Annotated in this window: 12 protein-coding genes; 4 read left to right on the top strand and 8 right to left on the bottom strand. The window is 68.4% G+C overall.

The window, feature by feature from the left end; translation table 11 throughout:
• Positions 1 to 30 precede the first annotated feature (30 nt).
• Positions 31 to 753, bottom strand: coding sequence for a FadR/GntR family transcriptional regulator (locus Q9R02_RS09495; protein WP_305996432.1), 723 nt, complete (start codon positions 751 to 753; stop codon positions 31 to 33).
• A gap of 76 nt (positions 754 to 829) precedes the next feature.
• Entirely contained in the window at positions 830 to 1,525 is a 696-nt protein-coding gene (gene trhA / locus Q9R02_RS09490; RefSeq protein WP_305996431.1) for a PAQR family membrane homeostasis protein TrhA, read from the bottom strand.
• A 140-nt stretch (positions 1,526 to 1,665) separates the two neighbouring features.
• On the opposite strand from trhA, the gene Q9R02_RS09485 reads away from it, so the two are divergent.
• Positions 1,666 to 2,427, top strand: a complete 762-nt coding sequence (locus tag Q9R02_RS09485) for an isoprenyl transferase (RefSeq protein ID WP_305996430.1) — start codon at positions 1,666 to 1,668, stop codon at positions 2,425 to 2,427.
• A 71-nt stretch (positions 2,428 to 2,498) separates the two neighbouring features.
• Here the strand turns inward: Q9R02_RS09485 and Q9R02_RS09480 are convergent, their stop codons facing one another.
• Positions 2,499 to 3,095, bottom strand: coding sequence for a GNAT family N-acetyltransferase (locus Q9R02_RS09480; protein WP_305996429.1), 597 nt, complete (start codon positions 3,093 to 3,095; stop codon positions 2,499 to 2,501).
• Positions 3,096 to 3,543: 448 nt separating this feature from the next.
• On the opposite strand from Q9R02_RS09480, the gene phoH2 reads away from it, so the two are divergent.
• Positions 3,544 to 4,815: an RNA 5'-3' helicase PhoH2 gene (phoH2, locus tag Q9R02_RS09475; RefSeq protein ID WP_425279254.1), complete on the top strand. Its 1,272-nt coding sequence runs from the start codon at positions 3,544 to 3,546 to the stop codon at positions 4,813 to 4,815.
• Between the two features lie 75 nt (positions 4,816 to 4,890).
• On the opposite strand, the gene Q9R02_RS09470 is transcribed toward phoH2, so the two are convergent.
• Positions 4,891 to 5,553 carry a GNAT family N-acetyltransferase gene (locus Q9R02_RS09470; protein WP_305996427.1) on the bottom strand — a complete coding sequence of 221 codons (663 nt, stop codon included), beginning with the start codon at positions 5,551 to 5,553 and terminating at the stop codon, positions 4,891 to 4,893.
• 229 nt (positions 5,554 to 5,782) lie between these two features.
• On the opposite strand from Q9R02_RS09470, the gene Q9R02_RS09465 reads away from it, so the two are divergent.
• Entirely contained in the window at positions 5,783 to 6,448 is a 666-nt protein-coding gene (locus tag Q9R02_RS09465) for a prepilin peptidase (protein WP_305996426.1), read from the top strand.
• A gap of 11 nt (positions 6,449 to 6,459) precedes the next feature.
• Here the strand turns inward: Q9R02_RS09465 and Q9R02_RS09460 are convergent, their stop codons facing one another.
• The 4 genes from Q9R02_RS09460 to Q9R02_RS09445 form a co-directional block, all read right to left on the bottom strand.
• Positions 6,460 to 7,953 carry a SulP family inorganic anion transporter gene (locus Q9R02_RS09460; RefSeq protein WP_305996425.1) on the bottom strand — a complete coding sequence of 498 codons (1,494 nt, stop codon included), beginning with the start codon at positions 7,951 to 7,953 and terminating at the stop codon, positions 6,460 to 6,462.
• Positions 7,954 to 8,055: 102 nt separating this feature from the next.
• Positions 8,056 to 9,492 (bottom strand): class II fumarate hydratase, encoded by a 1,437-nt coding sequence (locus Q9R02_RS09455; protein ID WP_305996424.1) that lies wholly within the window; start codon positions 9,490 to 9,492, stop codon positions 8,056 to 8,058.
• A 43-nt stretch (positions 9,493 to 9,535) separates the two neighbouring features.
• The gene (locus Q9R02_RS09450; protein ID WP_305996423.1) at positions 9,536 to 10,156 is read right to left on the bottom strand and encodes a carbonic anhydrase; all 621 of its coding nucleotides are present in this window, start codon (positions 10,154 to 10,156) and stop codon (positions 9,536 to 9,538) included.
• Between the two features lie 10 nt (positions 10,157 to 10,166).
• Positions 10,167 to 10,901 carry a DUF4245 domain-containing protein gene (locus tag Q9R02_RS09445; RefSeq protein ID WP_305996422.1) on the bottom strand — a complete coding sequence of 245 codons (735 nt, stop codon included), beginning with the start codon at positions 10,899 to 10,901 and terminating at the stop codon, positions 10,167 to 10,169.
• Between the two features lie 173 nt (positions 10,902 to 11,074).
• On the opposite strand from Q9R02_RS09445, the gene glpX reads away from it, so the two are divergent.
• Positions 11,075 to 12,124: a class II fructose-bisphosphatase gene (gene glpX / locus Q9R02_RS09440; RefSeq protein ID WP_342006911.1), complete on the top strand. Its 1,050-nt coding sequence runs from the start codon at positions 11,075 to 11,077 to the stop codon at positions 12,122 to 12,124.
• Positions 12,125 to 12,202 lie beyond the last annotated feature (78 nt).

Raw genomic sequence — 12,202 nt, 5'->3', positions numbered from 1 at the left:
CTGCCTTCCGGAAGGTGGTGGACGGGTGGGTCATCGGTTCTCGAGGGAGCTCAGCGCCGCGGACACGGCCGCGAGGTGGTCGGCCATGGCGCGGGCGGCGCGCTCCGGGGAGCCGGATTCGATGGCCTCCAGGATCTCCCGGTGCTCCCGGTTGGAGGTGCCTTCGCGGTCGGCCACGAGGTTCAGGGTGCTGGACTGCTTGACCAGCGCTTCGCGGAGGTCACTGACCACGCTTTCGAAGACCTTGTTGCGACTGGCCCGCGCCACCTGGAGGTGGAAGGCGGAGTCCAGGGCCACCCACGCCTCCACATCGTCCTCGGCCAGCATGTCCGTGAGGATGCTGCGGAGCAGGTCCAGGTCCTCGGCGCTGTGGCGTTCAGCGGCCAGGGCCGCGGCGGGGACTTCGATGTGGGGGCGGGCCTCGGTCAGATCCCGGGCGGAGTACCGGCCCAGGACCAGATCGGAGGACACGCGATCCGCGATCACGAATGTGCCCTTGCCGGTGCGGGTCTCCGTCAGGCCCAGGGCGGCACAGGAGCGCAGAGCTTCGCGGATCACGGAGCGGCTCACGCCGTAAGTGCCGGCCAGCGCGGCCTCGGACGGGAGCTTGCTCCCGACGGCGATGCGGCCGCCTTCGATGTCTCCGCGGAGCTGGGCGAGGACGGCCTCCTGAGCACTCACCCGGGCGAGCGGACGGGCTTGCGGTCGTAGCCTTCCCGACTGTCCGGCTGTCGTGCTGTCTGACAGGTTCACTCCAAAAGTATGGAGCGGATCACATGGAGGTGTCAATCAGGCCACATCGGCCGGTTGCCCATCGGCTGCCCGAGGCTCAGCCGAGGACGCTGAGGAAGATCGCCACCAGATGGCAGCTGAAGCCGAGGACGGTGAAGGCGTGGAAGAGCTCGTGGAAGCCGAAGACCCGGTAGCTGAAGTTGGGCCGCTTGAGACCGTAGAAGACCGCTCCGGCGATATAGAAGGCGCCCCCGGCGCACATGAGGATGGCGGCGGCCGCGCTTGCGGCGAAGAACTGGGGGAGGAAGACCAGGGCGCCGCAGCCGAGCGCCACATAGATGGGCACATAGAGCCAGCGCGGTGCGTGGATCCAGAGCAGGCGGAAGGCGACTCCGGCGAGCGCGCCGCTCCAGACGAGCCAGAGGATCAGCGTGGCTGTGGGCCGGTCCAGCAGCGTCCAGGACAGCGGGGTGTAGCTTCCGGCGATCACCAGCATGATGTTGGTGTGGTCCAGGCGCTTCAGGATCGCCTTGGTCCGCGGCTTCCAGTTCCCCCGGTGGTACACGGCGCTCACGGTGAACAGCATCAGTCCCGTCAGGGCGTAGACGGCGGAGGCGATCTTCCGGTCCGGAGTGGGTGCCAGGCAGACCAGGACGATCCCTGCGGCCAATGTCAGCGGGGCGGAGGCGGCGTGGATCCAGCCGCGCCAGGCGGGCTTGATGGCCAGCAGTTCGGCGCGAGCGAGCCCCGTGCCGGAGGTGGGGAGAGGCCGGGTTTCCGCTGCGGAGGGCATGGTTCCATGCTAACTTACGCCAGCGTAGGTTACTGGAGAGTAACCGCGTGCCGGGATCTTCCCGGTTCAAAGCGGTAATCTTGGAGCCGGTAGTCCCGCGGCGCGGGTACGCGTGAACGGGAGTATTGAGGAGCAGCCGGATGAGTGTGCGGGACTTCCTCTACGGCATGTACGAGCGCCGCTTGGAGCGGGGGCTGAGCAAGGACCGCATCCCGGCGCACGTCGGCGTCATGGTGGATGGCAACCGTCGCTGGGCCCGTCAGTTCGGGGCCCCGACCAGCCAGGGTCACCAGGCCGGCGCGGACAAGATCCTGGAGTTCCTGCACTGGTGCCAGGAGCTGGGCGTCAAGGTGGTCACGCTCTACATGCTCTCCACGGACAATATGAGCCGCTCCTCCGAGGAACTGGACGAGCTCATGGCCATCATCGCCAACACCTTGGACCGCCTGGACGAGGACGAGCACATCTCGGTCCATGCCATGGGGGCGCCGGAACTCCTTCCGGGCTACCTGGCCGAACGTCTCAGCCGGCTCACCCACAAGACTCCCGTGCGGGAAGCGGTCCACGTCAACGTCGCCGTCGGGTACGGCGGCCGCCGGGAGATCGTGGACGCCGTCCGGGCCCTGATGAAGGACGCCGCTGGGCGGGGCGAGAGCCTGGAGAGCCTCTCCGAGAGCTTCTGCGCGGATGACATCGAGAAGTTCCTCTACACCGCCGGGCAGCCTGACCCGGATCTGGTCATCCGCACCTCGGGAGAGCAGCGGCTCTCCGGCTTCCTCATGTGGCAGAGCGCGTACAGCGAGTTCTACTTCTGTGAGGCGCTCTGGCCGGCGTTCCGGAAGGTCGACTTCCTGCGCGCCCTCCGCGACTACGCGGGACGCCAGCGCCGCTTCGGGGCCTGAACCCGTTCGCGTTGAGTGCTCAGTTGTGGCTGCCTGCGGGCGTTCCAAGTCACCACAACTGAGCACTCAACTCAGGGAGCCGGGATGTTCCGGGGTGGAAGCGCCCGGTATTCGTTCTCCAGGATGCCCATGTGGACCTCGTCGTGGAAGGTCCCGGCATGGAAGACGGCGTCGCGGATCCTGCCCTCCACCGTCATGCCGAGGCGCCGGTACACGCCGATGGCCCGGTGATTGAAACCGAACACCTGAAGCTGGATCTTGTGGGCGCCGAGCTCGTCGAACAGGATCCGGAACGCCGTCCGGAGAGCGTCCGTGCCCACCCCGCGCCCGCGGAACTGCGGCCCCACCACGATTCCCAGTGTCGCGACCCGCGCCGGTGATCCGAGGCCCCACGCGCCCACGTGGCCGAGCAGGAGCTCCGGATCCGCGGCGTCGGCGATCGAAAGCCCGAAGCCGGCCGTGGTCTCATTCCGGTTCCACGCCGTGAACATGGCATTCATGTCCTCATCGGTGCGAGGCAGGATCGTCGCCCGCTGGAAGACGGCGGTTCCGGGCTCATTCCACCAATCCCTCAGCATCGGCAGATCCGTCTCAAGGGTGCGCCGAAGCACCGTTTGCTCCCCGTGGTAGAGCCGACCCGCCCAGTCCTCGATGTTCGTCTCAGTCATCCCGCCAGCCTATCCACTTGCCGTTGAGTGCTCAGTCGTGGCGGCTCCACGGCGCCCGAAGCCACCACAACTGAGCATCCAACCCCGGTGAGCGCGGCGCGGCGGCGCACCCGCCGTCGTCGTTCACAGAAAGTTAATCGCGGCGATGCCGTGGCGCGTCCCTGACGGGGGTGCCCGGGGTTAGCGTGGTCCTAACGCCGGGAAACCCCTCCCGGCGCCACGGGAGGCCATCCATGGAGCGAGGAATCGCACCAGCTGTTAGGGAGGCCGGGACCGGCTTCCAGGCCGCCCGCCTCACCTGGAGACACCGGGCGCACGGCCCGGGGCTGGAGTTGAAGTGGCTATTTCCGAAGTGACGACCGCGAAGAAAGCTGCCTCTCGCACCACGCGAGCCCGATCCGCCGCGGCGCAACCCTCCCAGCCGGCCCCGAGCGGCCGCAGCTATGTCATCGACACCTCCGTGCTCCTCTCCGATCCGCGGGCTCTCCTGCGTTTCGCCGAGCACGAGGTGATCGTCCCCGTGGTGGTCATCGCCGAACTCGAGGGCAAACGCCACGACCCCGAGCTGGGGTACTTCGCCCGGAAGGCGCTCCGCCTGCTGGACGATCTCCGCGTGGAGCATGGCAGCCTGAACCACCCCATCCCGCTCGGCACCGAGGGCGGCACCCTGCGTGTGGAGCTCAACCACGTCAGCGCCGAGGTGCTCCCCGCCGGCTTCCGCTCCGGAGACAACGACGCGCGGATCCTGGCCGTGGCGAAGAACCTCGCCGATGAGGGGCGCAACGTCACGGTGGTGTCCAAGGACCTGCCGATGCGCGTCAAGGCATCCGCCATGGGCCTGGCCGCGGACGAATACCGGAATGAGCTGGTCAAGGACACCGGCTGGACCGGGCTCGCCGAGCTGGACGTCACGGAGGAGGAGGTGACCACCCTCTACGGGCACGAGCCGGTGCTGGTCCCCGCCGCCGCCGAACTTCCGGTCAACACCGGGCTGGTGCTGCTGTCCCCGCGCGGATCCGCCCTGGGCCGGGTCGGCGCCGACAAGCAGGTGCGCCTGGTCAAGGGGGACCGCGACGTGTTCGGGCTGCACGGCCGCTCCGCCGAGCAGCGCCTGGCCATCGACATGCTGATGGACCAGTCCGTGGGGATCGTCTCCCTGGGTGGCCGTGCGGGCACCGGTAAGTCCGCGCTGGCCCTCTGTGCCGGCCTGGAGGCGGTTCTGGAGCGTCAGGAGCACCGCAAGGTGGTGGTCTTCCGCCCGCTGTACGCCGTGGGCGGCCAGGAGCTCGGCTACCTGCCGGGGTCCGAGGCGGAGAAGATGAATCCGTGGGCCCAGGCCGTGTTCGACACCCTGGGCGCCCTGGTGTCCCAGGAGGTGGTGGAGGAGGTCATGGACCGCGGCATGCTGGAGGTCCTGCCGCTGACCCACATCCGTGGCCGCTCCCTGCACGACTCCTTCGTGATCGTGGACGAGGCGCAGTCGCTGGAGAAGAACGTCCTGCTGACGGTCATGAGCCGCATGGGCCAGAACTCCAAGATCGTTCTCACGCACGACGTCGCGCAGCGCGACAATCTGCGCGTCGGACGGCACGACGGCATCGCCGCCGTCGTCGAGACTCTCAAGGGCCACCCGCTGTTCGCGCACATGACGCTGACGCGCAGCGAGCGCTCGCCGATCGCGGCGCTGGTCACGGAGCTGCTGGAGGGCGCGGAGATCTGATCCACCTGCCCCTGCCCCTGCCCTCGCGAGTGCGCAGCTGACGCCCCTAAAACGCAGTCTTAGGGGCGTCAGCTGTTACTTCGCGGGCGGCGTGAGGCCGACGAAGCGTGCGAACGCCTCATGGCCGGCGACGTCCAAGGTCCAGGCCGGGCGGAGAAGGTTCTGAGCATCGAGCCGGAGATGCTGGACCTCCGTGGCACCGCCCTGGGAGTCGTACTCACGGCGGAGTCCGTTGTCCAGGTACCCCAGAGCGTAGGAGACTCCGAGCGATCGTCTGTTCCAGGTCATGGCGCTGGATTCCGCCATCGACGCTCCCAGGAAGTCGAAGGCGTACAACAGGATCGCGGCGCGCATCTCCTTGCCGATACCCCAGCCCTGGAAGTCCTTCCGGAGCCAGGAGCCACTCTCCACTGCCCGGCGTTTGGCGAAGTCGTGGGCCGTGAGCGACTGGGAACCGATCAGGGCCCCCTCGAACCAGACCCCGAAGGCGAGTTCCCATTTCTCCGGGGTGAACCCGCTGCGCGTTCCCCAGTGGAAACGGGCCATGTTCGCGGGGAGTTCCTCGGCAGGTGCCTCCGACCATGGAACGGAGAACGGCGACTGCCCCGGTTCGTGGATGCCTGCGTCCACGGCGACCATGAGTTCGGGAAGGTCCCCGTCCTGGAGGATCCGGAGCTCCAGACGTGGGGTGCGCAGACGCAGGCCGAACGGCGGGAAGATCTCCTCGAGGGTCAACATGAGGGGAGTTTAGCCGGGCGAACGCCCCTCGGGAGGACAACCGGTGTCGCCGAGGCCGGGAGCAGGCGGTAACACGTGTCCTCCCGCGTCGGAGTATGTCGCGAGGTGACATCTGACGCCCTGAAATCGCCGCGGCTTTATGGGCGTCAGCTGTCACTTCGCGGGCCGGGGACGGAGGCTGTGGACGGGAGATTTCCGCACGGCCCGGACGGTCACTAGAGTCAGGGCCATGCTGACGAAGATGGCACAGCTCTGGGGACTGGGAAGCGGCTGGTCCGTGGCTGCGGCGATTCTGCTCGTGCTGCTCTGCGCGGCCTTCCTCTACGCCGGGTCGCGACTGGCGTGGATCGACGCGAAGACCAAGCTTCTACCCAACCGGATCGTGTTCCCGTGGGCCTGGACCGCCGGGGGCCTGCTGCTGGCAGCGTGCGTGTGCGCCGGGATCGCGGCATCGCAGCCGGGCTGGGTCACCTATGCGCCGCATTCCACGCAGGTGTTCTCTCCCGGCGGATTCAGCCTGCCCACCCCGGACTCACCAGGCTTCGCAGCGGCCTTCGCGGCACAGCGTGAGGACCTCGCGGCGCCGCTCTGGGGTGTGTGGGGCCTCCGGGTCCTGGCCGGGGGAGCGGTCTCCTGGCTGGGGTACCTGCTGCTGCGGATCATCTACCCGGCCGGCATGGGGTTCGGCGACGTGAAACTCGCCGGGGTGCTCGGGATGTACCTGGGCTACGTGGGCTGGTGGCAGGTGCTGCTGGGCGCGCTCCTGGCCTTCGTGCTGGGGGGCGTGGTGTCCGCAGCCCTCCTCGTCACGCGCCGGGCCAAGCGGGACAGCACCATCCCGTTCGGCCCCTTCATGATCGCGGGCGCGGCGCTGGCAATGGTACTGCCCGCCTGACGGGCACAGGCTCAGGCGCCCAGGTGCCCGCTGAGCCTTCGGTGGAAGCCGCTGCTGCGTTCGTCCAGGCCCTCGATGGAGACGGACACGCCGTGGGCGCGGTACTTCGTTTCGACCGAGTCCAGCGCCGCCACAGTGGACGCGTCCCAGATCTGGGCGCGGCTCAGATCGATGGTCACGGACGCCGGGTCGTCGGCGTAGGCGAACTGATCCACCAGGTCGTTGCTGCTGCCGAAGAACAGAGGTCCTGTCACGGTGTAGCGGGCAGTGGCCCCGCCGTCGTGCATCACGCGCTCCACGCCGATCACATGCGCGACCCGGCGCGCGAACAGCACCATTGCCAGGACGACGCCCACCAGCACGCCGTACGCGAGGTTCCCGGAGACGACCACGACGGCGACTGTGACGGCCATGACGACCGTCTCCGGCAGGGGCATCCGCCGCAGCGTGGAGGGCCTGAGGCTGTGCCAGTCCACCGTGGTGATGGCCACGACCATCATGACGGCCGCCAGGGCCACCATGGGGATCCGCCCCATGACGGAGCTCAGCCCCGTGACCAGGGCCAGCAGGAACACGCCGGCCACGAAGGTGGAGATGCGGGTCCGGGCGCGTCCGGTCTTCACATTGAGCACGGTCTGCCCGATCATGGCGCACCCGGCGATGCCGCCGTAGAACCCAGCCAGGATGTTGGACACTCCCAGGGCCCACGATTCGCGCCCCTTGTGCGAGCGGGAGTCGGTGAGGTCATCCACCAGTTTCGCGGTCAGGAGAGACTCCATGAGGCCGACGAAGGCCACGCTCAGGGCGGTCGGGAGGATGAGCTGGAGGGTCTGAAGCGTCAGTGGCACCTGGAACGGGGTGAGCCCGGGCAAGGCACCCGTCAGGGGCCCCTCGCCGGAGACGTCCGGCACGCTGAGCCCGGTGATGATCACGACCGCGGTGACCAGGACGAGCGCCACGAGCGGCGACGGGATGGCCTGGGTGAAGCGGGGCACCGCCACGATGATCACGAGCGTCGCCGCAAAGAGCACATAGGCGAGCCAGGGCACGTCGACCACGTGGCGCACCTGTGCCATGAAGATGAGGACTCCCAGGGCGTTGACGAAGCCGATCATCACGGACCGCGGGATGAACCGCATCAGGCGCGCCAGGCCGGCGAGGCCGAACACGATCTGGATGATCCCCGCCAGAATCACGGTGGGCAGGACGTACTGCACGCCTCGCTCGTGGACCAGCGGGGCGATGACGAGCGCCACGGAGCCGGCCGCCGCGGTGATCACGCCGGGCCTCCCGCCCAGGAAGGTCATGGCCACGGACAGGACGATGGACGCCACCAGGCTGACCATAGGGTCCACACCGGCCACGATGGAGAAGGAGATGACCTCCGGGACCAGGGCCAGGGTGGTGACCATCCCGGCCAGGACCTCGCGGGTCAGCTGCCGTGGTGAGCGCAGGGCGCTCGCCACGGTGAGGGGGATGCGGACCGGGGTGGCGGCGGTGGGCACAGGGGGCTCCTGGTGCTGGGCTCTCGGGGAGAACGGGGCAGGAAACGCCGACGACGGCGGGTGGGCACCCGCCGTCGTCGTTCAGGCAGTCAGCCGGAAGCCTCAGTACTTTCCGGTCATCGTGGTGACGTCGAGTGCAGCGTCGAGCACGGACTCCGTGACCTTGCCTTCGCCCTCGCCGACGAAGCCGAGCTTCTCGGTGGCCTGGCGGATGGTCAGGCCCTCCTTGACGGCGGTCTTGGCGATCTTGGCCGCGTTCTCGTACCCGATGTACTTGTTCAGCGGGGTGACGATGGACGGGGAGGCCTCGGCCAGGAAGCGGGCGCGCTCCACGTTGGCGGTGATGCCGTCGATCATCTTGTCCGCCATCACACGGGTGGTGCTGGAGAGCAGGCGGATGGACTCGAGCAGGTTCGCGGCCATGACCGGGATGCCCACGTTCAGCTCGAAGGCGCCATTGGTGGAGGACAGGGCGATGGTGGCGTCGTTGCCGATGACCTGGGCGGCGACCATGATGGCGGCCTCGCAGATGACGGGGTTGACCTTGCCCGGCATGATGGAGGAGCCCGGCTGCAGGTCCGGGATGGCGATCTCGCCCAGGCCCGTGTTGGGGCCGGAACCCATCCAGCGAAGGTCGTTGCTGATCTTCATGATGGAGTAGGCGATGGTGCGCAGCTGGCCGGAGACCTCGATCAGGCCGTCGCGGTTGGCCTGGGCCTCGAAGTGGTTGCGGGCCTCCGTGATCGGAAGCGCGGTGTCCTCGGCGATGAGGGCGATGACGCGCTGCGGGAAGCCGTCCGGGGTGTTGATGCCGGTGCCCACGGCGGTGCCGCCCTGGGGGACCTCGGCGACGCGCGGCAGGGAGGCGTGGATGCGCTCGATGCCGTAGCGGATCTGGGCCTCGTAGCCGCCGAACTCCTGGCCGAGGGTGACCGGGGTGGCGTCCATGAGGTGGGTGCGGCCGGACTTGACGATGTCCTTGAATTCCGCGGCCTTGCGGGACAGGGAGGCGGCGAGGTAGGTCAGGGACGGCACCAGGTCGTTCAGCAGCGCGTTGGTCGCGGCCACGTGCACGGAGGTGGGGAACACGTCGTTGGAGGACTGCGAGGCGTTCACGTGGTCGTTGGGGTGCACCACGCGGTCGCTGCCCTGGGCGGCGAAGGAACGGGTGGCCAGTTCGGCCAGCACCTCGTTCATGTTCATGTTGGAGGAGGTGCCGGAACCGGTCTGGAAGACGTCGATCGGGAACTGATCGTCGAACTCGCCGGCGGCCACGCGGTCCGCGGCGTCTGCGATGGCGTCGGCGAGATCTCCATCGATCACGCCGAGCTCCGCGTTGGCACGGGCTGCGGCCTTCTTCACACGGGCCAGGGCCTCGATGTGCTTGCGCTCCAGGGTCTTGCCGGAGATGGGGAAGTTCTCCACGGCACGCTGAGTCTGGGCCTTGTAGAGGGCGTTCACGGGAACGCGGACCTCGCCCATGGTGTCGTGCTCGATGCGGAACTCTTGGGTGTTTGCTTCAGCAGCAGTGGAAGTCATACGTCCTACTTTAGGACGCGCGACGGCGGCGCTGAAACTCGCGTCAGTCCTCGAAGGCGCCCACGCCGGACACCAGGTCCGCGCGGCCCTCCTCGAGGCGGTAGGCCATGCCCACCACGGCCGTGCGGCCGGACTCGACGGCGGCCCGGATGGACGCGGAACGCTCCACCAGGCGGTCGGCGACCTGGCGGGTGTGCTCCACCACCATGTCATTGACCTCGGTCTCGCCGCGGCGCAGCGACGCCAGGACGGACGGGGTGATGCGTTCCACCAGGTTGCGGATGTACCCGCCGGGCATGTCCCCGGAGTCCACGGCCTCCTTGGTGGCCGTGACGGCGCCGCAGGAGTCATGCCCCAGCACCACGATCAGGGGGATCTCCAGGACGTCCACGCCGTATTCCAGCGTGCCCAGCACCGCGTCGTCGAGCACCTGGCCCGCGGTGCGGATGACGAAGGCGTCGCCGAGGCCCAGGTCGAAAATGATCTCTGCGGCGAGGCGGGAGTCGGAGCAGCCGAAGATCATGGTGAAGGGGCTCTGGCTGTTCACCAGGGAGCTTCTGCGGTTGGCGTCCTGGTTGGGATGCGAGGACGTGCCGGCGATGAAGCGGCCGTTGCCCTCGACGAGCTTGTGCCAGGCCTGGGACGGTGTCAGCGCGGAAGTCACGCCGCCTACTCTACGCGCTGGGGCGCGGCGTGGGGACGGACTTGACGGCAGGAGACGCGTCCACGGCCTTCAGCACGGCGGCGCCGACGACGTCGAACTCCTTCAGTTCCGCGGTGCCGTTCAGGATGAGCGTGTAGCCGCGGTAGTCGAGGACCAGGGTCTTGGGGCCCTTGCCCTTGTCGCGGAGGGTCCAGTCGTGACCCGCGATGGTCCGCGTGCCGGTGACGGGAGCGTTCTCCGCCTGCTGGGTCACCCAGGTGGGGTTGCCCTTGACGGTCTGCGTCAGACCGACGAAGCCCTGACTTGGGGACAGGAATCCGACCTCCCAGGCGGGCACGCCGTCCGCGGTGCCCGAGTTCCAGCGTGCGTAGTTGGCTTTCCAGCCGTCCGGCAGCTCGGGTACGGAGGGCGTGAAGCCGGCCACCGAGGCGGCGTTCCGGGAGACCCCGGCGACGTCGACGGGCGGGGTGATGGGGCCCTGCTGCGGCTGGGCGTTGAGGAGGATGACCGGGAGGATGCAGGCCAGAGACACCAGAAGGGCCAGGATCATGCCGATCACGGAGGCATTGGCACGTTTGGCGGCGTTCTTGGAGAGGACGGCCTTGAATCCGGGGTCGCCGGGCAGGGGAGTGGTTCCGGGGTGCTGGTGTTCTGCGACGGGGGTGTGTTCCGTGACAGGGGCTCCGCCGGAGCCGGCCGAGGGGGTGTCGGTGGCGGTCTGGGGGCGCTGCACGGGTTCACTCACCCTTCCATGGTCCCTTATCCACCTGGGTATGCGCTAAACGGGTGCCGACAGTCGCGGGAGCTGTTGTACCTGTCACATCAAGGCACCGGGGAGAGCCGGCGGACTATGATCGAAGCGAGGACCGACCTCTCCCCGGCGGGGCACCGCCAGGGCTCGCACCTTTCACAGACTCAATGAAGAGGTACACGGTGGCCGCACCTTCCAGCGCTAGCAAGTATTCGACGATCTCCCCGGACCTCGCCGTCGGCAACGACGAACCGGACCGCAACCTCGCGCTGGAACTGGTGCGCGTCACGGAGGCCGCCGCGATCGCGGGTGGCCACTGGGTGGGCTTCGGCGACAAGAACAAGGCCGACGGCGCCGCGGTGGATGCCATGCGCTCCTTCCTCAAGACGGTCCACTTCAACGGTGTGGTGGTCATCGGTGAGGGCGAGAAGGACGAAGCCCCGATGCTGTTCAACGGCGAGCAGGTGGGCGACGGCACCGGCCCCGAGTGCGATGTGGCCGTGGATCCGATCGACGGCACGCGCCTCACCGCCCTGGGCATCAACAACGCCCTGGCCGTGCTGGCCGTGGCCGAGCGTGGTTCCATGTTCGACCCGTCCGCCGTGTTCTACATGGAGAAGCTCGTCACCGGCCCCGAGGCCGCGGACCTGGTGGATCTGCGCCTGCCGGTCAAGCAGAACCTGCACCTGATCGCCAAGGCCAAGGGCGTCAAGGTCAGCCAGGTCACCGTGTGTGTCCTGGACCGTGACCGCCACAAGCCGCTGGTGGAGGAGATCCGCGCCGCCGGCGCCCGCACCAAGTTCATCCTGGACGGCGACGTGGCCGGCGCCATCGCCGCGGCTCGTTCCGGCACCGGCGTCGACGCCCTGATGGGCATCGGCGGAACCCCGGAGGGTGTGGTGGCGGCCTGCGCCATCAAGGCTCTGGGCGGAGTCATCCAGGGCCGTCTGTGGCCCACCAGCGATGAGGAGAAGCAGAAGGCGATCGACGCCGGTCACGACCTGGACCGCGTGCTGACCACCAATGACCTGGTCACCAGCGACAACTGCTACTTCGCCGCCACCGGCATCACCGACGGCGACCTGCTGCGCGGCGTCCGCTACCAGAAGGACCGCGTGGTCACGCAGTCCATCGTGATGCGCGCCAAGTCCGGCACCGTCCGTTTCGTCGACGCCGAGCACCACGCGAGCAAGTGGGAGAGCTGGGGCCGCCCGTAAGCCCGTGGCGCTGATCCGTCAGTGCTGAGAACGGCCCCCGGTGACGTGGTCACCGGGGGCCGTTCTGTGTCTGGCTTG

This window comes from Arthrobacter horti (genome assembly GCF_030731045.1).
Taxonomy (GTDB): Bacteria; Actinomycetota; Actinomycetes; order Actinomycetales; family Micrococcaceae; genus Arthrobacter_E; species Arthrobacter_E nanjingensis.
Note: the sequence above shows the minus strand (reverse complement) of the source record. Positions and strands in the feature narration are given on the sequence as shown.

Coding starts and splice junctions, on each gene's coding strand:
- Q9R02_RS09455 (WP_305996424.1), bottom strand. CDS start 9,492: ATGACTTCCACTGCTGCTGAAGCAAACACCCAAGAGTTCCGCATCGAG.
- Q9R02_RS09485 (WP_305996430.1), top strand. CDS start 1,666: ATGAGTGTGCGGGACTTCCTCTACGGCATGTACGAGCGCCGCTTGGAG.
- Q9R02_RS09465 (WP_305996426.1), top strand. CDS start 5,783: ATGCTGACGAAGATGGCACAGCTCTGGGGACTGGGAAGCGGCTGGTCC.
- Q9R02_RS09470 (WP_305996427.1), bottom strand. CDS start 5,553: ATGTTGACCCTCGAGGAGATCTTCCCGCCGTTCGGCCTGCGTCTGCGC.
- Q9R02_RS09480 (WP_305996429.1), bottom strand. CDS start 3,095: ATGACTGAGACGAACATCGAGGACTGGGCGGGTCGGCTCTACCACGGG.
- glpX (WP_342006911.1), top strand. CDS start 11,075: ATGAAGAGGTACACGGTGGCCGCACCTTCCAGCGCTAGCAAGTATTCG.
- trhA (WP_305996431.1), bottom strand. CDS start 1,525: ATGCCCTCCGCAGCGGAAACCCGGCCTCTCCCCACCTCCGGCACGGGG.